This window comes from Aeromonas sp. 600276 (assembly GCF_049175815.1).
GTDB lineage: Bacteria > Pseudomonadota > Gammaproteobacteria > Enterobacterales > Aeromonadaceae > Aeromonas > Aeromonas dhakensis.
Window position 1 is genome coordinate 153487 of the sequence record NZ_JAAKVU010000007.1, and the last position, 19870, is coordinate 173356.

Here is a 19870-nt window from a genome sequence, read left to right on the forward strand (position 1 = left end):
GGCCCGTCACCAGTTCGCTGCCGGCCGGGCCACACCTGTCACGCATAATAGACAGTTTCTATGAATGTTCGCTGAATGTCGGATTCAGAGCAGGGGCGAAATGTCGAGTCGCCCGCGCAGATCAGCCTCGAGCGGATTGTTTACAAAGGGTATTTCACCCAAAAACGGGGCCGGCAGCAAGCCCCGCAAGGTGTCCAGATTCTCCTGATAGTGGCTCATGGAGCCGTGCAGCCGGTTGATGACCCAGCCCGCCACCGGCAGGTTGTTGTTGCGAATGGCGGCGAAGGTGAGCAGGGCATGGTTGAGACAGCCCAGTTTGGCCCCCACCACCATGATGACCGGCATGTTCTCCTGCTTGACCCAGTCCGACAGCAGGTGCTTGCGATCGAGTGGCAGGAACCAGCCTCCCGCCCCCTCCACCACCACCAGCTCGGCCCCCGCCTGCTCAATCTGGCGCAGCCCGTCCGACAACCCCTTCAGGGTGATGGCGTCGCGCGCTTCGCTGGCGGCGATATGGGGCGCAATGGGTGGCTCGTAAGCGTAGGGGTTGACCAGATCGTAGGGCAGCGGCAGGCTCGCCGCCTCCTGCAACAGCACAGCGTCCAGATTGCGCAGTCCCTCCGGGGTGCGGGCACAGCCGGCGGAGACAGGCTTGTAACCGGCGCAGCGGATGCCGTGCGCGGCGAATTCCAGCAGCAGGGTGCGGGCGACCAGCGTCTTGCCCACATCGGTATCGGTGCCGGTGACGAAGAAGGATTTGACCATGATGACTCCTCAATACGGCGCAGGTGCCCGGGCTCGATGTGGCGGGGCACCCGCAGCTCAATTCTATCGGCCAAGACCGCCGGTTAACGGCGGATCAGCTGGCCGAGGCAAACCTGATAACTGGCGGCCAGCAGACCGTCCGGCTGACGATGGGCCTCATAGGCCTGGCTCAGACGCAACAAGCGCTGACGGCTGCCAAGGCCGGTATGACGCTCGTCATTGACCTGGCTGGCGCCGATCCCCTTGAGATCGCGCAGCAAGCCGTTGAGCTCGGGGTAGCCGAGCGACCAGGTCAGGCTCTCCAGCACGGGGGCGACAAACCCGCCGGCGGCGATGGCATGCTGCAATTGTGGCAGGCTGAGGAAGCGATTGACATGATCACACTCGTCAACCGTGCGCCAGGCCTCACGCAGTTGCCAAAGCGACTCGGCCAAGAGAGTCGAGAACAGCAGCCGGCCGCCGGGTTTGAGCACCCGGTGCAGCTCGGCAAAGGCCTGGGCCGGTCGCTCGCACCACTGCAAGGCCAGGCTGGAGAAGACCCAGTCAAACGTCTCGTCGGCAAAGGGCAATTGCTCGGCATCGCCGCACAGCAGGCGGGCGCCGCTGCCGCGAAGGGCCGCCTGGGCCAGCATGCCGGGGGCGAGATCCAGCCCGGTCAGCTCGCTGCAACGCCCGGCCAGAGCCGGCAGAAAGAAGCCGGTGCCACAGCCCAGATCCAGCCCGCTCACCGTCAGCTCAAGGCCAACCTGCCTGTCCGGCATGCGCTCCAGCAGCGCCAGCCCCACCTCCTGCTGGAAGCGGGCGTGGGCGTCGTAGTGACGGGCGGCCGCGCCGAAACGGCGGGCAAGCTGGGCCTTGTCGACCGCCTGAAAACGCTCATGCAGCATGGGCGCCTCCTCTCTCGTCGGTGGCCTGGCAGGGACCGAGGGCATCGAGCAGCCGATCCACGTCCTCAGCGCGGTGAGCCGCGCTCAGGGTGATGCGAAGGCGCGCCGTGCCGACCGGTACAGTGGGCGGGCGGATGGCACTCACCCAGACGCCGCGCCCCCGCAACCGCTCGGCCAGTTGCAGGGCAGCACTGCTTTCCCCCACCAGCAGCGGCTGGATGGGGGTATTGCTGGCACCCAGCTGCCAGCCCAGCGCCTGCGCCCCTTGTCGGAAACGGGTGATGAGTTCACCAAGCTGGGCGCGGGCCTCGTCAGCAGCACGCACCAGCGCGATGCTCTGGCGCACGGCGCAGGCCTGGGCCGCCGGCATATGGGTGCTGTAGACGTAGTGGCGGGCGAAGTTGACCAGATACGCCACCAGCTCGCGACTGCCGCCCACAAAGGCGCCGGCCACCCCGAGCGCCTTGCCAAAGGTGCCCATCTGGATGTGCACGCTAGCCGGGTTCACCCCCTGGGCCGCCAGGGTGCCGCGCCCTTGCGGCCCCAGCACGCCGAGGCCGTGGGCATCGTCGATCATCAGCCAGTTGCCGCTCCGGGCGGCCAGTTGGCTAAGCTCGCGCCAGGGGCCCTGATCCCCGTCCATGCTGAACACCCCCTCCGAGACGATGAGCCCCCGGTTTGGCTCAAGCTGCCGCTCAAGGGCCGCCATGTCGTTGTGGCCGAAGCGCTTCATCTTGCAGGGCAGCTGACTACCCATCTCCTGCAGGGAGGCGTGGTTGAGCCTGTCCTGCCACAGTAGATGTTCCTTGCCGAGCAAGGCTTTCAGCACCGCCTGATTGGCCGAGAAGCCGCAGTTGAACAGCAGCACCGCCTCCAGCCCGAGCCACTCGGCCAGCGTCTCTTCCAGCTGTTGGTGGGCCCGGCTGTAGCCGGTCACCAGCGGCGAGGCGCCGGCCCCCGCACCATAGCGCTCGATGCCCTCCTGGAAGGCGACCTTGATGGCGGGGTGATCGGCCAGCCCCAGATAGTCGTTGGCGGAAAAGTTGAGGTAATCGCCCCCCCCAACCTTGAGGCGCCCGCCACTCGCGCCGTCGGTGGCGACGCGACTGCGCAGCAGGCCCGCCTGCTCGCGCTCGGCCAGCGCTGCGCTCAACCCGAAGGGGCCCGTTACTGCGGGGCCCGTCATGACCGCGCGGCCCCTGCACGGGGGCGAGTGGCGTCATAAAACATCTCGGCGGGCTCGCTCTGGCGGCTCACCTCGGCCAGCAGCTCCTCTTCTTGAACCTGATCCGGCTTCTGGGCCCGCTGGGCGGGGCGAATGCCGAGGCGCTTGAAGAGCTGCATGTCGCTGTTCTCGTCCGGGTTGGGGGTGGTCAGCAGCTTGCAGCCGTAGAAGATGGAGTTGGCCCCCGCCATAAAGCACATGGCCTGCATCTGCTCGTTCATCTTCTCCCGCCCGGCGGAGAGGCGCACGTGGGAGGCCGGCATCATGATGCGGGCCACGGCGATGGTGCGGATAAATTCGAACGGATCCAGATTCTCCTGGTTCTCCAGCGGCGTTCCCTTCACCTTGACCAGCATGTTGATGGGGACGCTCTCCGGGTGGCGCGGCAGGTTGGCCAGCGCCATCAAGAGGCCCGCCCGATCTTTTGCCTGCTCGCCCATGCCGACGATGCCGCCGGAGCAGACCTTCATGCCGGCGCCGCGCACGTGCTCCAGAGTATCGAGCCGGTCCTGATAGGTGCGGGTGGTGATGATGTCGCCGTAGAACTCCGGCGAGGTGTCGAGGTTGTGGTTGTAGTAGTCAAGGCCGGCGGCGCCGAGGCGCGCCGCCTGATCGGCGGTGAGCATACCCAGCGTCATGCAGGTCTCCATGCCGAGTCCGCGCACCTCCTCGATCATCCGCAGGATATAGGGCATGTCCTTCTCTTTGGGGTTGCGCCAGGCGGCCCCCATGCAGAAGCGGGACGAGCCGTTGGCCTTGGCTTCGCGGGCCCGCTCCAGCACTTTCTCCACCTCCATCAGCCGCTCGGCCTCAAGGCCGGTGTGATAACGGGCGCTCTGGGGGCAGTACTTGCAATCCTCCGGGCAGGCACCGGTCTTGATGGAGAGCAAGGTGCTCACCTGTACTTCGTTCGGATCGAAATGGGCGCGGTGCACGGTCTGGGCCCGGAACAGCAGGTCGTTGAACGGCAGGGCAAACAGGGCCTGAACCTCGGCGAGGGTCCAGTCGTGACGAAGGGCGTGAGCGCCCGCGGTGACAGCATTCATACATGGCTTCCAATTGTTATAAGTGGGATCCTGCGCCGCCTTGCTTGCAAGACCTCTTTGCAAAAGGTCCTTGCAAGAGAGAAGCGCAAAACCCGCCACCTGGCCCGGGCGAACAGGGATGCGCGCAGGGCCAAGTGGCTGAAATTGTTGGCTAGTGTAGAGAGCGGGCGTAGACTGTCAACACCGACCAGATCAAACCAATTGACAATAGAACAACAAATGACCAATCAAGAATTCGATTTGCACCATGTGTGGCACCCCTATACCTCCCTCACCCATCCCCTGCCCTGCTATGAAGTGGCCAGCGCCAGGGGAGTGACCCTCACCCTCAGCGACGGCCGCGAACTGGTGGATGGCATGAGCTCCTGGTGGGCCTGCGTGCACGGCTATCAGGTGCCCGAGCTCGATGCGGCCGCCACCACCCAACTCGGCAAGATGTCCCACGTGATGTTTGGCGGTCTGACCCACGCACCGGCGGTGGAGCTCTGCCGCAAGCTGGTAGAGATCACTCCAAAGGGGCTGGATCGGGTGTTTCTGGCGGATTCAGGCTCGGTGGCGGTGGAAGTGGCGCTCAAGATGGCCCAGCAGTACTGGCACGCCAAGGGGACGCCTCGCGCCAAGTTCGTTGCCCTGCGCGGCGGCTATCACGGCGACACCTTCGGCGCCATGAGCGTGTGCGACCCGGATGGCGGCATGCACGAGCTCTACCAAGGCTTCCTGCCCGAGCACCATTTCGTCGAAGCCCCCAGCTGCCGTTTCCACGCCGAGTGGGACGAGCGTTGCGTGGTGGAGCTGGCGACGCTCATGGCGGACCATCACGAGGAAATCGCCGCCATCGTGCTCGAACCAATCGTGCAGGGCGCCGGCGGTATGCGCTTCTACCATCCCCGCTACCTGCAGTGGGTGCGCGCCCTGTGCGACGAGTTCGGCGTGCTCTTGATTGCCGACGAGATAGCCACCGGCTTTGGCCGCACCGGCCAGCTGTTTGCCTGCGACTGGGCCGGCATCAGCCCCGACATCATGTGTCTGGGCAAGGCGCTCACCGGCGGCTACCTGACGCTCTCGGCCACACTCACTACCGAGCATGTGGCTCGCACCGTGTGTTATGGGAAGGCCGGCGTCTTCATGCATGGGCCGACCTTTATGGGCAATCCGCTGGCCTGCGCGGTGGCCAACGCCTCCATCGAACTGCTGCTGGCCTCGCCTTGGGCTGAGCGGGTGCGCGCCATCGAGCATCAGCTGCGCACCGAGCTGGTAGCGCTGACCCTGCATCCGGCGGTGGCCGACGTGCGGGTGCTCGGCGCCATCGGGGTGGTGGAGATGAAGGAGCGGGTGGACGTGGCGCGCATCCAGCGCAAGTTTGTGGAGCTGGGCGCCTGGATCCGCCCCTTTGGCAAGCTCATCTACCTGATGCCCCCCTTCGTCATCAGCCCGGCACAGTTGACCGTGCTGACCGGCGCCATCGCCGCCGCCATCCACAGCGGCGAGTTCTGAGCCAACAGCGCAGACCCTGCCGCTCAGGCAGGGTCTTTTGAATCTTTTTCATCAGAATGTGAGCAAGACACCAGACCCGGGCAGCCAAGACGCGTAGACTGCGCGGGTTTTACCCAACAGATGTACCGTTCCCATGCGCCTCTCCATTGCTGCCAAAATCAACTTCTTCCTGCTGTTCATCTTCTCCATGGTGCTGGTGTTTTCCGCGGCCTATCAGGCGGTGCGCGAGCGCGACCTCATTCTGACCCTCATCAAGGAGCAGAGCCGCGAGCAGACCGAAGCCTATTTCGATGGGCTCAACATGCTGATGCTGACCGGCAAGATGGAAGCCCGCGATACCCTGCGCGACAAGTTTCTCGAACACGCTCACGTGGAGGATGCCCGCATCGTGCGCAGCGAGGCGGTGAGCAAGCAGTACGGGGCCGGCCGCGAGCACGAGCAGTCCAAGGACAGGTTCGACGAGCTGGCACTGGCGGGTAAAGGGAGCCTGGAGGTGGTACACGACGGCATGCACAGCAAGCTGGTGGTGACCCGCCCACTGCTGGCCAAGAAGGATTTTCGCGGCACCGATTGCACCAGCTGCCACCAGGTGCCGGAGAATACCGTGCTGGGAGCGGTGCGCTTTGATTACTCCCTCGACACCCTGTTTACCCGGGTCGAGCAGAACATTCTCACCTCGGCCCTGAGCCTCACCGTCATCTTCGGGCTGGGGCTGCTGCTCACCCTCTGGGTCATCCGTACCTGGATCGTCCGCCCCCTCAACCAGCTGACCCGCTCCATGGAGGAGGCCACCGATCTGCACGACTTCGGCCACCGGCTGGAAGGGGATGAAGGGGACGAGATTGGTCGGGTGGCGCTCGCCTACAACCAGATGCTCGACAGCGTGGAGCGTCAGCTCGGCAAACGGCCCGTCGCGCCGATGGAGGGGAGCGAGCAGAAGGCGACAGAGAGAAGAAAAGAGGGCTAGCCCAGGTAGTAGAACAGCAGACTGGCGATCAGGATCAGCAGCAAGATGGTCAGGTGCACCCGCCCCGTGTCCTCCTGCCGCCGGCAGCGTCGGCGCTCCGCCAGCAGCACCGCCAGGGTCAGCAGGCAGCATCCCCAGAGCCCGTGCAGCAGCCAGGGGGTGAGCTGGGGATCCCAGCTCTGGCGCACCTTGATCCCGCCATAGACCAGAAAACCGTAGGCCACCTCTGGCCGGGCGAAGTGGTAGAGGGAGAGCAGCACGATAAAGCCGCCCCAGCAGAGGATCACCAGCCCCCGCAACACCCGTGTCAGCCCGTCCGGCCCCCGTCGCCGCTCTTTCACGTCCATCCCCCGTTCCGCTGGCCCGCCAATGAAGTGATTGGCGCCGAAATCCCCCCCAGAGTCCGACATTTTTGCTTGTTTATCAAACCTGCGCGGGTAAGATGAACGGCTTAGTCTGCCATGGTGGGCCATCTGTGCCCGGGCCAGACCCCTAGTGTTGCAAATAGCGCTGCAAGAACAAGCTGGAGACAATATTTCGATGACGCACGCATCCGTAGTAGATGTGCTGGCCGGTAAGTATTCGGTCGGCACCACCCTGACAGTGAAAGGGTGGATCCGGACCCGCCGTGATTCCAAGGCGGGGATCTCATTTTTGGCCGTTTCCGATGGCTCCTGTTTCCATCCGGTACAGGCCGTCGTCCCCAATACCCTGGCCAATTACGAGAATGAAGTGCAGCGTCTGACCACAGCTTGCTCCGTCGAAGTGACCGGCACCGTGGTCGAGTCCCAGGGCAGCGGCCAGGCGTTCGAACTGCAGGCCACCGAGGTCAAGGTGGTGGGCTGGGTCGAAGATCCGGACACCTACCCCATGTCCGCCAAGCGCCACAGCATCGAGTATCTGCGCGAGCAGGGCCACCTGCGTGCCCGCACCAACATCGTCGGTGCCGTGACCCGGGTACGCAACTGCCTCTCCCAGGCCATTCACCGCTTCTTCCACGAACAGGGCTACCTCTGGATCGCGGCCCCGCTCATCACCGCCTCCGACACCGAAGGGGCCGGCGAGATGTTCCGCGTCTCCACCCTGGATCTGGAAAACCTGCCGCGCACCCCGCAAGGCAAGGTGGACTACGACAAGGACTTCTTCGGCAAGGAGACCTTCCTGACCGTATCCGGCCAGCTGAACGTCGAGACCTATGCCTGCGCCCTGTCCAAGGTCTACACCTTCGGGCCGACCTTCCGCGCCGAAAACTCCAACACCAGCCGCCACCTGGCCGAGTTCTGGATGGTCGAGCCGGAAGTGGCCTTCGCCGACCTGGAAGACAACGCCGCGCTGGCCGAAGCCATGCTGAAGTACGTCTTCAACGCCGTGCTGAGCGAGCGCCGCGACGATCTGGAGTTCTTCGCCCAGCACGTGGACAAGGACGCCATCGGCCGCCTCGAGCGCTTCGTCGCCTCCGACTTCGCCCAGATTGACTACACAGACGCCATCGAAGTGCTGAAGAACTGTGGCAAGAGCTTCGAGTTTCCGGTCTCCTGGGGTATCGATCTCTCTTCCGAGCACGAGCGCTACCTGGCCGAAGAGCACTTCAAGTCACCGGTAGTAGTGAAGAACTACCCGAAAGACATCAAGGCCTTCTACATGCGCCTCAACGACGACGGCAAGACCGTTGCCGCCATGGACGTACTGGCTCCGGGCATCGGTGAGATCATCGGCGGCTCCCAGCGTGAAGAGCGTCTCGAGGTGCTGGATGCCCGTCTGGCCGAGATGGGCCTGAACAAGGAAGACTACTGGTGGTACCGCGACCTGCGCCGCTACGGCACTGTGCCGCACTCCGGTTTCGGTCTGGGCTTCGAGCGTCTGGTGGTCTACGTGACCGGCATGGGCAACGTGCGCGACGTGATCCCCTTCCCACGTACCCCACGCACCGCCGAGTTCTGATTACGGGACTTTGCCGACAAAGCCGACCTCAGGGTCGGCTTTTTGTTGCCCGCTCCCCTGCCACCGGCTTGTCTTGGCCACAATTAATCACTTTTTTTGCAACAAACCGCTCCCCTCGCCTTTTTATCCTGCTACCCTGCCCGCCTTCAAGCTCCATACGATGCCACCTGTTAGCCATAAAATAACAAAAGGGTTAATACGTGGTTTTTATGGCGTTAAATCAAAAAGCGATGAGTTATTGAAGTACCTCAAATTTTTGCCCCCTTGTGGCAGGCAGAATAACCACTAACCCTTTAGGGCTAAATAAAAAACAGACAATCCCGGTCCATGCGCCCAACACAGCACTTACATGGATTAAATAACGCGAGGTAATGGAATGATCTTGATGGAATTTTTGGTGGTACTCGGCTGCTTGCTGCTGGGTACCCGGTTTGGCGGCATGGGGCTGGGTCTCATCAGCGGCATCGGTCTGTTCCTGCTGACCTTCGTGTTCGGTCTGGTGCCGGGCGAACCGCCGGTGCAGGTGATGCTGACCATACTGGCGGTGATCGGTTGTGCCGCCACCCTGCAGACCGCCGGCGGTCTCAACCTGATGATGCAGGTGGCAGAGCGTCTGCTGCGCCGTCACCCCCAATACATCACCATACTGGCGCCGCTCACCACCTGGACCCTCACCTTCCTGTGCGGCACTGGCCACGTGGTCTACACAATGTTCCCCATCATCGCCGACATCGCGCTGCAGAAGAACATCCGTCCCGAGCGCCCGATGGCGGTGGCCTCCGTCGCCTCCCAGATGGCCATCTGCGCCTCGCCGGTCTCGGTAGCCGTGGTCTCCATGGTCTCCATCCTGGCGGCCGGTCACGGCATCGGTCAGGCCTACGGTCTGCTCGACATCCTGATGATCGCCATCCCCTCCTCCCTGACCGGCGTCATCGTCGCGGCCCTCTGGAGCCTGCGCCGCGGCAAGGATCTGGACAAGGACGAGGAGTTCCAGGCCAAGATCCAGGATCCGGAGCAGCGTGCCTTCATCTACGGCGGCGGTGAAACCCTGCTCAACACCAAGTTCCCGAAAGAGGCCTACTGGTCTACCTGGATCTTCTTCGCCGCCATCGCTGCCGTGGTACTGCTGGGGGCCAACGAAGGTCTGCGTCCGGTCTTCACCATCAAGGACAAAACCGGCCCGCTCTCCATGAACCTGGTGATCCAGATGATGATGCTGATCGCCGGCGCCATCATACTGATGCGCTGCAAGGTCAAGCCGGGCGAGATCGCCAACGGCGCCGTCTTCAAGGCGGGCATGGTCGCCATCTTCTCCGTGTTCGGGGTCGCCTGGATGAGCGAAACCTTCTTCCAGGCCCACATGCCGCTGCTCAAAGAGACCCTGGCCCACGTGGTACAGGCCCAGCCCTGGACCTACGCCCTGGTACTGTTCCTCATCTCCAAGCTGGTAAACAGCCAGGCCGCGGCGCTGACTGCCATCGCCCCCATGGGGCTGGCGCTGGGGGTCGAACCCAAGCTGCTGATCGCCTTCCTGCCGGCGAGCTACGGCTACTTCGTGCTGCCGACCTACCCGAGCGATCTGGCCTGTATCGGTTTCGACCGCTCCGGCACCACCCGCATCGGCAAGTTCATCATCAACCACAGCTTCATCATCCCGGGGCTGATCGGGGTGGTGACCTCCTGCTCGCTGGGCTTTATCCTGACCAGCATCCTGCTCTGACGGAGTCACACCGCGCAATCCGTTCCACAGGCCCCCGCTCGGGGGCCTGTGCTTTTCGCTCACCTTCCCGCTTTGCCAACCGCCCGCACTCTGGGTAGCATGACCCCTCTTTTTCTTGCGGAATCTCCCCCATGTCTCGCGTCATCGTGCTCTGGAGCGGCGGCAAGGATGCCATGCAGGCGCTCTGCCATGCCCGTGAAGCGGGTCATCAGGTGGTGGCACTGGCCACCTTCGCGCCCCCTTCGCCCCGCTTCCTCGCCCATCCTCTGTCACAAGTGCGTCGACAGGCAGCGGCCCTCGGGCTGCCCCATCGGCTGGTCACCATAGAGGCGCCGTTCGATCTCGGTTATGAGCGGGCACTGGTAAAGCTCAAGAAGGAGTGGCAACTGGATGGGGTCGTCACCGGCGATATCGACAGCGTGGGCGGCGCACCAAACTGGATCCGCGAGCGTTGCCGCTCGCTTGGCCTCACCGTCCACACCCCGCTCTGGCAACAGAGCCGCGACGACTTGCTGGCAGATCTGCTGGCCCGCGGCATCGTCGCCCATCTATCCTGTGTCGATACCGATGTGCTGCCCCCCGAGTGGGTGGGGCGGGTACTGGACAAGGGAGCCCTCACCGAGCTGCAGCAGCTGGCGGCCACCCGGGGCTTCGATGCCTGCGGCGAACAGGGGGAGTACCACACCATGGTGACCGACGGCCCGGGTTTTACAGCTCCGCTGGTGCTCGGCCGCTGGCAGGTCGCCCGTCAGGAGCAGCTCGCCTATCTGCTGGAGGGTGAGGAGTAGCACGCAGTTCCGTTCGACCGGTCTGCACCGGCACAACAGATAAAAAACGGGAGGCGATGGCCTCCCGTTTTGCTCTTCATGCTGCCTATCTTGCCAGCTTGCCCAACACCCGCTGCAACAGGCGGATGCGCGGCGCTATGCTCTCCAGCAGCAGGAACTCAGCCTCCGAGTGGAAGCCGCCGCCCATGGGGCCGAAGCCATCCAGCGACGGCACGCCCGCCGCGGCGGTGAAGTTGGCATCCGAGCCGCCGCCGGCCTCCAGCCAGTTGAAGGAGATCCCCTCCTCTTTCGCTGCCGCCTCCACCAGTGCCATCAACGCCTCGGTGTCGCCGCTCGGGCGCATCGCCGGCTTGAAGCTTTGGCGATCCACCTTGACCCGGCAACCGGCGAGGAAGGGGTTGTTGGCCATGAAGGTGAGCCGCTCGTGCACGGCGGCCGCTTCGTCATTGTTCCAGAAGCGCAGGTCAACGATCGCCTCGGCAAAGTCTGGCACCACGTTGACGCCAGTCCCTCCCTGCACCACCCCCACGTTCATGGTGGTGCCGGTGTCGAGGTTGACCTGCTGGTTGATGGCGAGCACCCAGTGGGCCAGCTCGGTAATGGCGGAGATCCCCTCGCTCAGCGCCGAGCCGGCGTGGGAAGCCTTGCCGTGGAAGGTGATGCGGTACTTGGCATTGCCCTTGCGGGCGCTGATGAGATCCCCGTTCGGGCGCGCCGCTTCGGCGACCAGCACGCAACCGCTCTGCTTGGCTTTTTCCACCAGCCACTCTTTGGACCAAGGGGAGCCTATCTCCTCGTCACAGTTGCAGCAGACCAGCACCTTGAGCCTGACCAGCACGGCCGGGTCCATCCCTTTGAGGGCATACCAGGTGGAGAGCAGGCCGCTCTTCATGTCCGACACACCGGGGCCAAAAGCCTGATTGCCTTCCACTTTCAGCGGGCGCTTGGCCGCCGTGCCCTCGGGGAAGACGGTGTCCATGTGGCCCACCAGCATCACATCGTAGTGATCCGCCCCCGGCGCATTGGTTGCCTCGAGGCAGGGGCCGCACTCGGCGGCAAACTGGTGGCGGGTCACCTGCCAGCCGATGGCCTCATATTTCTCGGTCATGATGTCGGCCACCGTCGCCACCCCGGCCGGGGTGCGGGTACCGCAATCGAGGTTGATGAGGGGGGCCAGATCCGCCAGGTAGGCGTCCAGAGAAAAAGCGTTGCGAGAGTCTGTCATTGTCATCTCCTGGGACGGGAGGGCACGCCTCCCGTCCGACAGCCGAGTGAAAGGGGCGAACGACCCGTGCCGTCCGCCACCCGCTTACATAAACAGCAGATAGTTGAGGGTCAGCGCGGTCACCAGGGCGCCAGCCATGGGCACACAGGTGCGCTTGACCACCACGAAGGGGGAGACCTTGGCGATGCCCGCACTGGCGATCAGCACAGCCGCGATGGGGGAGACGGTGCGCCCTATGCTGGAGGCGAGCTGCATCGGCAACAGCATGGTCACCGCCGGCACCCCGAACTTGGCCGCCACCGCGGGGGCCAGGGTCGAGAAGCTCAGGAACGCCGCGTTGCCCGAGCCCATGATGACCGCCGCCACCATGATGAGTCCCACCATCACCAGGGTCATCAGGCCACTGCCGATGCCGGCATTGCTGGCAGAGTGCAGCAGGGTGTCGATGGCGCCGATGGCCTTGAGGGATTCGGCAAACAGCTCGGCACAGACGATGAGCGCCACCACGGGGCCGAATACCTTGCCCATGCCGTCGAGGAAGCTGGAGAGCCCGGCGAAGGCGGTGCGCACCGAGCGGGTACGCAGCAGCTCGCACAGCATGCCGATAAAGACCGACAGCAGCATGGCCACTTCCACGCTGACGCTGATGGTGGTCACCAGCAGCTTGGAGAAAGTCATCATCAGCACGAAGGGGATGATGGGCAGCAGGGCATACCAGGTGGGCGCCGCTACCGCGTCGGTGCCCTTCTCGTCCAGCTCGGCGTGCTCGCCCCGATGCAACGCAGGATCCCAGCCATCCTTGCGGTCACAGTGCCGCTGCCAGAAGAAGTGCAGCACCATGGTCACCAGCAGCATGGGGGCCACCAGCCAGATCTGATAGTCGACGAAGTAGCTGGTGGGATCCATACCGGATTGGCCGGCGGAGAAGATGGCGTTGGTCTGGGTCGGGCCGATTTCGAACGCCTGGGAGGTGGCGATGACGCCGCAGGCGGAGGCCGGGCTGATGCCGAGGTTTCGCATCACCGGATACATGGTGACCATCAACAGCAGGCCAAGGCCGGTGGCAGAGGTGACGAACAGGGAGACGAAGACCGCCACCAGGTAGCAGATGGCCAGCATCAGGTAGCTGGACTGGATACCCGCCACCGGTTTGACCGCCACCCGCACCAGCGCCTGGGAGGCGCCGATATGGGACATGTAGGTGGCAAAGCCGGCCACCGCCATGATGGTGAGGCCGAGCCCCGCCGCCCGGTAGGAGAAGATCCCCTTGAACACCTCGAACAGGTCGAACAGGGCGAAGCCGGTGCTCTTGTCGGCGGGCAGAATGGGGTGCAATCCCAGCCAGTAGGCGACGGTGAAGATGGCCATGCCGGCCAGTGCCAGCACCGCCTGCGGGTTGTAATCCTTGACGATGCCGTAGACCACGGCCAGCAGGACGAGCAAGACGAAGACGAGTTCCAAATATTCACTCCTGATAAAGTTATCGAGGAGCGAAATCTAGTGGTCTGACCGCGCTTTCCCATTGATCCCCGTCAAGAAAGATGGCTTGACCGTATTCCAATGAAACAAAATGCTACACACCTAACAAAAAACAGCAATTTAAACTAAAGGCAAACCTTTAGAATCCCTTTGCCACGCGTTCTGGCGAATAACCTCAGGCTTTTTTGCTTTGGATCAACGTCAGGGGCCAGTGAACTGGCCAAGATGCGCAACGACACACAGAGACCGTTTCGCGCCGGAGAGAGTTATGACAGACCGAGCCACCGCAGGCATGACGACCTGCGACTACAAGCTATGGGACATCCTCGTCGAGTCTGCAAAGGAACGCACCACCATTCGTTACTCCAAGCTGGCCAGGCAGGCCGGGCTGGAGAATTGCCAGGATGAGCTGCGCACCCTGTTGCAACGCATCCGCATGTACTGCACCGAGCACCAGTTGCCGATCCTCTCCGCCATCGTGGTGGACGATGTGGGCAAATATACCGGCCTCTCCTCCAGTCTGCCGGACGCCCCCTGGGAGCGGGCCAAGGTGTTTGACTACCAGTGGCCGGTTGCGCCCTGAGTGCTCAGCCCCTCACCATAACGCGCCCACCGGCGCGTTTTGTACTTCTTCGGGCTCCATTTTCCTGAACCGCAGGCAAAAAAAACCCGCCGAGACGGCGGGTACTAAGCAAGCAACGCTCTGGATGACCAGAGTAAAGAGTTCAGGCTGTCGAATCTTGCCACCTCCGGCACCACGCGAAAGAGGTAACAGGACAACATGGGTTTGCATAAATCGCTGATTTATCCAAGCTTCATGCTGACCATCGACGGGAAATGAGACTAAAGTGAAGGCCCTGCTTAAGGAAATGATTTATTAGTATTCCATTATGCACAGAATGAATTTACGAGGCGTCGACCTCAACCTGCTGGTGGTGCTCAAGGCACTGCTGGAAGAGCGCAACACCACCAAGGCCGCCGAACGGCTCGCCATGAGCCAGCCGGCCGTCAGTCGGGCACTGGCCCGCTTGCGTCTGCTCTATGACGATCCCCTGCTGATCCGCACTCCCCAGGGCATGGAACCCACCGCCCGGGCAGAGGCCTTGCTGCTGCCGCTGCGGGAGATCCTGCGCGACATCGAGCAGACCTTCAGCCCACCAGAGCAGCTCGACCCCGCCCAGTTCGAGGGGGTGCTGCGCATCGGGGCCCACACCTATGTGGAGTACGTGATGATGCCGAGCCTGCTGGCCCGGCTGCAGCAGCAGGCGCCCAACCTGCGCATCCACATGGTGCCGCTCAATGCGGACTACGAGAGCCAGCTCGACGAAGGGGTCATCAGCATGGTGATCAGCAAGCAGGACGAGGTGCCCGGTCGTTTTCGCCGCATCCCGCTGTTCGAAGACAAGCTGATCTGCGCCGCCCATCGCAGCCATCCGCTGCAGGGCCAGGTGCTGTGCATCGAATCCTTCGCCCAGGCCCAGCACCTGCTGGTCGCCCCCCGCGGCAGCGAAGGGGGCATCGTCGATGATCTGCTGGCCGCCCACGGCATGACCCGACACACCCCCTTGATAGTACAAAGTTTTCTGGCGGCCCCCTTCATCCTGCCCTGCGCGCCTCTGCTGCTCACCTCCCCCGCCCGGGTGCTGCGTCCGCTGATGCCGCTGCTGGATCTGGTGGAGTACGAGACCCGCTTCGCCCTGCCCACCTTCGAGGTGAGCCTCATTCGCCATCGTCGCGACGACAACAACGCCATGCTCAACTGGTTCGAATCCGAACTGCACCTCTGGTGTCGCACCCAGAGCGAACTCTGATACCCGCCGGCGCGTCCCGCGCCGGGTACTTTTCCCCTCCTCCCAGGCCCGACCAGCGCCTCGCCTCACTTCCCCCATGCGCATCGGCGTTGCCTTGGGATCGCCACAATGCCAGAATCGGGCCTCTTCTTGATTTCCCGTTTCAGGACTCAAGTTTCGGCTTTCCGGGCCCATGCCCGCAGACAAAGGACTCCCCATGGCCACCACTCTCTATGGCATCAAGAACTGCGACACCATCAAGAAAGCCCGCAAGTGGCTGGAGCAGGCCGGCATCGACTACCGCTTTCACGACCACAGGGCCGACGGTCTGAACCCGGCCGACCTCGACCGCTGGCTGGACCAGCTCGGCTGGGAGGCGCTGCTCAACAGCCGCGGCACCACCTTTCGCGCCCTGCCGGAGGAGGCCAAACAGGGGCTCGACACCGCCAAGGCCCGCGCCCTCTTGCTGGAGCACCCGGCCATGATCAAGCGCCCGCTGCTGGACCAAGACGGCGAGCTGACTCTGGGCTTCAAGGCCGATCACTACCAATCCCTCTTCTCTCGTTAAGGAAAAACGATGTCGGATGTCATCGCACTGGCCAAGGATCTGATCCGCCGCCCCTCCGTTACCCCGCAGGATGAAGGGTGTCAGACCCTGATGGCGGAGCGCCTCGCCAAGCTCGGCTTCGTCATCGAGCCCATGGTGTTCGAAGACACCACCAACCTCTGGGCTCGCCGCGGCAGCGAGGGGCCGCTGTTCTGCTTCGCCGGCCACACCGACGTGGTGCCCGCCGGCCCGCTGGACAAATGGCACACCCCGCCGTTCGAGCCGACCATCCAGGATGGCGTGCTGTACGGGCGCGGCGCCGCCGACATGAAGGGCTCGCTGGCCGCCATGGTGGTGGCGGTCGAGCGCTTCGTGGCCGAGCATCCGGATCACGCAGGGTCGATTGCCTTCCTCATCACCTCCGACGAGGAGGGGCCCTTCATCAACGGTACCACCCGGGTGATCGACACTCTGGAGGCCCGTAACGAGAAGATCCGCTGGTGCATCGTCGGCGAGCCCTCCTCCACCGCCGTGGTGGGGGACGTGGTGAAGAACGGCCGGCGCGGCTCTATCACCGGCGATCTGCTGGTGCGCGGGGTGCAGGGCCACGTCGCCTATCCCCATCTGGCGGACAACCCGATCCACAAGGCGGCCCCGGCGCTGGCCGAGCTCGCCGCCATCGAATGGGATCAGGGCAACGCCTACTTCCCCCCCACCAGCTTCCAGATCGCCAACATCCAGGCGGGCACCGGCGCCTCCAACGTCATTCCCGGCGAACTGCACGTCCAGTTCAACTTCCGCTTCAGCACCGAGCTCACCGATGCCGCGATCCGCGAGCGGGTCGAAGCCCTGCTCGAGCGGCACGGTCTGGATTACCAGATCAAGTGGACCCTCTCCGGCCAGCCCTTCCTCACCGACACCGGCAAGCTGCTGGCGGCGGCGGTCTCTGCCATCGAGGCGGTGAACGGCCAGCAGCCGGCCCTGCTCACCACCGGCGGCACCTCGGACGGGCGCTTTATCGCCCCCACCGGCGCCGAAGTGATCGAGCTGGGCCCGGTCAACGCCACCATTCACAAGGTGAATGAGTGCGTGAAGGCGGACGACCTGGATCTCTTGGCTGACATGTACCAAGGGGTGCTCGCGAGGTTGCTGGCATGACCCAGGATCAGCTACTGGGCCAGGATGAGGGTCACCTCATCCTGGTGGGGCAAGGCCCGCACCGGCTGACGGCCGCCACCGCGGCGGCCTTCAACGACATGCAGGTGGCCGCCGCCCACGCCGGCTTCAACCTGCAGCCCGCCTCCAGCTGGCGGGGCTTCGAGCGCCAGCTCGCCATCTGGAACGGCAAGTGGCGCGGCGAGCGGCCGTTGCTCGATACCCATAGCCAGCCCATCGACGCCCTGCAACTGAGCGACGAGGAGCGGCTGCACGCCATCCTGCACTGGAGCGCCCTGCCCGGCACCAGCCGCCACCACTGGGGCACCGATCTCGACATCTACGACCCGGACTGCCTGCCCGCCGGCACCAGGCTGGCGCTGGAGCCTTGGGAGTATGAAGAGGGAGGCTGGTTTGCCGACTTGAGCGAGTGGCTGGAGGATCGCATGAACGACTTCGGCTTCTTCCTGCCCTATGCCAAGCCGGCCGGTGCCGGCAGCGGCGTCGCCTACGAGCCCTGGCACCTCAGCTTTGCGCCTGAGTCCCGCGAGCAGCGGCTCGACCCGGCCGCGCTGGCACTTTGCCTGCAACAGGCGGATATTGAAGGCAAGGCGACCATACTGGCCAACCTCGACGAGATCCTGGCCCGCTATGTCACCCTGGCCACCGACGAAAGGAGTAGCACATGAACCTCTGGCTCTGGATAGGCTTGCCCCTGCTCTTCCTGCTCGGCCTGTTTCTCAACGCCATCAAGGACATGAAGCGACTGGAGAAAGAGCTGCCCCGCTACAAGGACAAGATCCGGGAAGTGAAGGACGACGAGGACGACTGACGACCTCCGTCGGCAGGGGCCCGGCGTGGCCCCTGCCGTTTGCTGCCCGCTGCGGCGCTCATCTTCCCTCCTGTGTCCGTTTTGTGAACATCATCACGTTGCCGACCTCTCTGATCACCCCGCTGACCCCCTTTTGATGGCCAGAACCCTTCGCAGCAATCGCACTGAAAATGTAAAAAAGTGCAAATAAATGCACAATTAAGCCACACGTAGCCGGTCAAACTGCATATAATGTGCCTGATTTGCATTTTGACAGAAGGAGTTCGCCATTGGATGCCGTCACCATCAACAGTTTCTTCCTCGTCGCGGCCTTGTTGGTGGGTGCCAGTGTCCTGTTGAGCGCGCTCTCCTCCCGTCTCGGTATCCCCATCCTGGTGATCTTCCTCGCCGTCGGCATGCTGGCCGGTGAGGACGGCCCCGGTGGCATCCACTTCGCCGACTACTCCATCGCCTACCTGGTGGGCAACCTGGCGCTCGCCATCATCTTGCTGGACGGCGGCATGCGCACCCGGGTCTCCTCGTTTCGAGTCGCGCTCTGGCCCGCCCTGTCGCTGGCGACGGTCGGGGTAGCCATCACCACCGGCCTGACGGGCCTTGCCGCCGCCTGGCTGTTTGACCTCAACCTGCTGCAGGGGATGCTGATCGGCGCCATCGTCGGCTCCACCGATGCGGCGGCGGTCTTCTCCCTGCTCGGCGGGCGCAGCCTCAACGAGCGGGTCAGCGCCACCCTGGAGATAGAGTCAGGCAGCAACGATCCCATGGCGGTGTTTCTTACCGTCACCCTGATCGAGGTGCTGGCCACCGCTCAGCAGGGGCTGGATGGCGGCTTTCTGCTGCTGCAACTGCTCAAGCAGTTCGGGCTGGGAGCCGGCATCGGCCTTGGCGCCGGCTGGCTGCTGTGGAAGCTCATCAACAGCGCCCGGCTGGCCCCCGGCCTCTACCCGCTGCTGACCGTCAGCGGCGGCCTGCTCATCTTCGCCCTCACCACGGCGGTAGGCGGCAGCGGCATCCTGGCCATCTACCTCACCGGCCTCTTGCTCGGCAACCTCTCCCTGCGCAGCCGCAGCACCACCCTGTCGGTGCTGGACGGCCTCACCTGGCTCAGCCAGATAGGCATGTTCCTGGTGCTGGGGCTGCTCGCTTCCCCCCACAAGTTGCTGCCCATCGCCCTGCCGGCGCTGGCGCTGGCCATGTGGATGATCCTGTTCGCCCGCCCCATCTCGGTCTGGATAGGCCTGCTGCCGTTCAAGAACTTCGCCCCCCGAGAGCGCTGGTTCATCTCCTGGGTGGGCCTGCGCGGTGCGGTGCCGATCATTCTGGCGGTGTTCCCCATGATGGCGGGGCTGCCCAACGCCCAGCTCTACTTCAATGTCGCCTTCTTCGTGGTGCTGGTCTCGCTGATCCTGCAGGGCAGCTCGCTGCCGCTGGCCTCCCGCCTCGCCCGGGTCGAAGTGCCGGCGCCCCCCTCGCCCATCAACCGCTCCGGGCTCGAGATCGATCTCGACAGCCAGTGGGAGACCTTCGTCTATCGCCTGAGCGACGAGAAGTGGTGCATCGGCTCGCCGCTGCGGGATCTGCGCATGCCCAAGGGCACCCGCATCTGCGCCCTGTTCCGCGAGCAGGAGCTGCTGCACCCCTCGGGCAGTACCTGTCTGCAATCCGACGACATCCTCTGCGTCATCGGCCACGAGCGCGACCTGCCGGCCCTCGGCCAGCTGTTCAGCCAAGCGCCGGAGCAGGATCTGGGCCCGCGCTTCTTCGGCGACTTCCTGCTGGAGGCGGCCGCCAAGCTGGTGGATCTGGCACCGCTGTACGGGCTGGATGTGAGCGAGGTGGCGGATCAGACCCTTGGCCATTTTATTGCACAACAGTTGGGCGATAATCTGGTGGTCGGCGACCACGTCGAATGGCAGGGGCTGATCTGGACCGTGGCCGAAATGGAAGAGGGTGAACCCCGCAAGATAGGGGTGCGTTTTCTGGAAGAAGATCCGGTCTGATCGCCGTCTGCC

At 64.0% G+C, this 19870-nt stretch carries 19 protein-coding genes; 12 read left to right on the forward strand and 7 right to left on the reverse strand.

The genetic code is table 11. The annotated features are described in order from the left end of the window. Positions 1 to 84: 84 nt before the first annotated feature. The 4 genes from bioD to bioB all read right to left on the reverse strand — a co-directional run bounded on the left by bioD (position 85) and on the right by bioB (position 3923). On the reverse strand, positions 85 to 765 hold the full coding sequence (gene bioD, locus G5134_RS09350; protein ID WP_005299037.1) for a dethiobiotin synthase: 681 nt from the start codon (positions 763 to 765) through the stop codon (positions 85 to 87). Between the two features lie 83 nt (positions 766 to 848). Then, on the reverse strand, positions 849 to 1652 hold the full coding sequence (gene bioC / locus G5134_RS09355; RefSeq protein WP_065017443.1) for a malonyl-ACP O-methyltransferase BioC: 804 nt from the start codon (positions 1650 to 1652) through the stop codon (positions 849 to 851). Next, entirely contained in the window at positions 1642 to 2838 is a 1197-nt protein-coding gene (gene bioF, locus G5134_RS09360) for an 8-amino-7-oxononanoate synthase (protein WP_065017444.1), read from the reverse strand. The genes bioC and bioF overlap by 11 nt, the downstream gene beginning before the upstream one ends. Further along, the gene (gene bioB, locus G5134_RS09365; protein WP_045529651.1) at positions 2835 to 3923 is read right to left on the reverse strand and encodes a biotin synthase BioB; all 1089 of its coding nucleotides are present in this window, start codon (positions 3921 to 3923) and stop codon (positions 2835 to 2837) included. The genes bioF and bioB overlap by 4 nt, the downstream gene beginning before the upstream one ends. 219 nt (positions 3924 to 4142) lie before the next feature. On the opposite strand from bioB, the gene bioA reads away from it, so the two are divergent. Both bioA and G5134_RS09375 read left to right on the forward strand, forming a co-directional pair. Continuing rightward, a complete protein-coding gene (bioA, locus tag G5134_RS09370) occupies positions 4143 to 5417 on the forward strand; it encodes an adenosylmethionine--8-amino-7-oxononanoate transaminase (protein WP_065017445.1) in 1275 nt (424 codons plus the stop codon). Between the two features lie 133 nt (positions 5418 to 5550). Beyond that, on the forward strand, positions 5551 to 6384 hold the full coding sequence (locus tag G5134_RS09375; protein ID WP_065017446.1) for a HAMP domain-containing protein: 834 nt from the start codon (positions 5551 to 5553) through the stop codon (positions 6382 to 6384). Here the strand turns inward: G5134_RS09375 and G5134_RS09380 are convergent. After that, positions 6381 to 6731 carry a hypothetical protein gene (locus tag G5134_RS09380; RefSeq protein ID WP_065017447.1) on the reverse strand — a complete coding sequence of 117 codons (351 nt, stop codon included), beginning with the start codon at positions 6729 to 6731 and terminating at the stop codon, positions 6381 to 6383. The two genes, G5134_RS09375 and G5134_RS09380, sit on opposite strands and share 4 nt — an antisense overlap. A 193-nt stretch (positions 6732 to 6924) precedes the next feature. Between G5134_RS09380 and asnS the strand changes: the two genes are divergently transcribed. From asnS to G5134_RS09395, 3 genes are all read left to right on the forward strand, one after another. After that, entirely contained in the window at positions 6925 to 8325 is a 1401-nt protein-coding gene (gene asnS / locus G5134_RS09385) for an asparagine--tRNA ligase (protein WP_005299016.1), read from the forward strand. 376 nt (positions 8326 to 8701) lie between these two features. Then, positions 8702 to 10045 carry an anaerobic C4-dicarboxylate transporter gene (locus G5134_RS09390; protein ID WP_005299013.1) on the forward strand — a complete coding sequence of 448 codons (1344 nt, stop codon included), beginning with the start codon at positions 8702 to 8704 and terminating at the stop codon, positions 10043 to 10045. A 131-nt stretch (positions 10046 to 10176) separates the two neighbouring features. Continuing rightward, a complete protein-coding gene (locus tag G5134_RS09395; RefSeq protein WP_065017448.1) occupies positions 10177 to 10833 on the forward strand; it encodes a hypothetical protein in 657 nt (218 codons plus the stop codon). An 85-nt stretch (positions 10834 to 10918) separates the two neighbouring features. Here the strand turns inward: G5134_RS09395 and G5134_RS09400 are convergent, their stop codons facing one another. Both G5134_RS09400 and dcuC read right to left on the reverse strand, forming a co-directional pair. After that, positions 10919 to 12058 carry a M20 family metallopeptidase gene (locus G5134_RS09400; protein WP_065017449.1) on the reverse strand — a complete coding sequence of 380 codons (1140 nt, stop codon included), beginning with the start codon at positions 12056 to 12058 and terminating at the stop codon, positions 10919 to 10921. Positions 12059 to 12142: 84 nt separating this feature from the next. Continuing rightward, positions 12143 to 13519, reverse strand: a complete 1377-nt coding sequence (dcuC, locus tag G5134_RS09405; RefSeq protein WP_065017450.1) for a C4-dicarboxylate transporter DcuC — start codon at positions 13517 to 13519, stop codon at positions 12143 to 12145. A 286-nt stretch (positions 13520 to 13805) separates the two neighbouring features. Between dcuC and G5134_RS09410 the strand changes: the two genes are divergently transcribed. The 7 genes from G5134_RS09410 (at position 13806) to G5134_RS09440 (ending at position 19858) form a co-directional block, all read left to right on the forward strand. Beyond that, on the forward strand, positions 13806 to 14120 hold the full coding sequence (locus tag G5134_RS09410) for a hypothetical protein (protein WP_005298999.1): 315 nt from the start codon (positions 13806 to 13808) through the stop codon (positions 14118 to 14120). Between the two features lie 316 nt (positions 14121 to 14436). Then, positions 14437 to 15348, forward strand: a complete 912-nt coding sequence (locus tag G5134_RS09415; protein ID WP_017783426.1) for a LysR family transcriptional regulator — start codon at positions 14437 to 14439, stop codon at positions 15346 to 15348. Positions 15349 to 15544: 196 nt separating this feature from the next. Continuing rightward, a complete protein-coding gene (locus tag G5134_RS09420; RefSeq protein WP_065017451.1) occupies positions 15545 to 15895 on the forward strand; it encodes an ArsC family reductase in 351 nt (116 codons plus the stop codon). Positions 15896 to 15904: 9 nt separating this feature from the next. Continuing rightward, a complete protein-coding gene (gene dapE / locus G5134_RS09425) occupies positions 15905 to 17032 on the forward strand; it encodes a succinyl-diaminopimelate desuccinylase (protein WP_065017452.1) in 1128 nt (375 codons plus the stop codon). Then, on the forward strand, positions 17029 to 17718 hold the full coding sequence (locus G5134_RS09430; protein WP_065017453.1) for a M15 family metallopeptidase: 690 nt from the start codon (positions 17029 to 17031) through the stop codon (positions 17716 to 17718). The genes dapE and G5134_RS09430 overlap by 4 nt, the downstream gene beginning before the upstream one ends. Further along, positions 17715 to 17861, forward strand: a complete 147-nt coding sequence (locus tag G5134_RS09435) for a hypothetical protein (RefSeq protein ID WP_005298986.1) — start codon at positions 17715 to 17717, stop codon at positions 17859 to 17861. Before G5134_RS09430 ends, G5134_RS09435 begins: the two co-directional genes overlap by 4 nt. A 269-nt stretch (positions 17862 to 18130) precedes the next feature. Continuing rightward, positions 18131 to 19858 (forward strand): potassium/proton antiporter, encoded by a 1728-nt coding sequence (locus G5134_RS09440; RefSeq protein WP_005298984.1) that lies wholly within the window; start codon positions 18131 to 18133, stop codon positions 19856 to 19858. Positions 19859 to 19870: the final 12 nt, after the last annotated feature.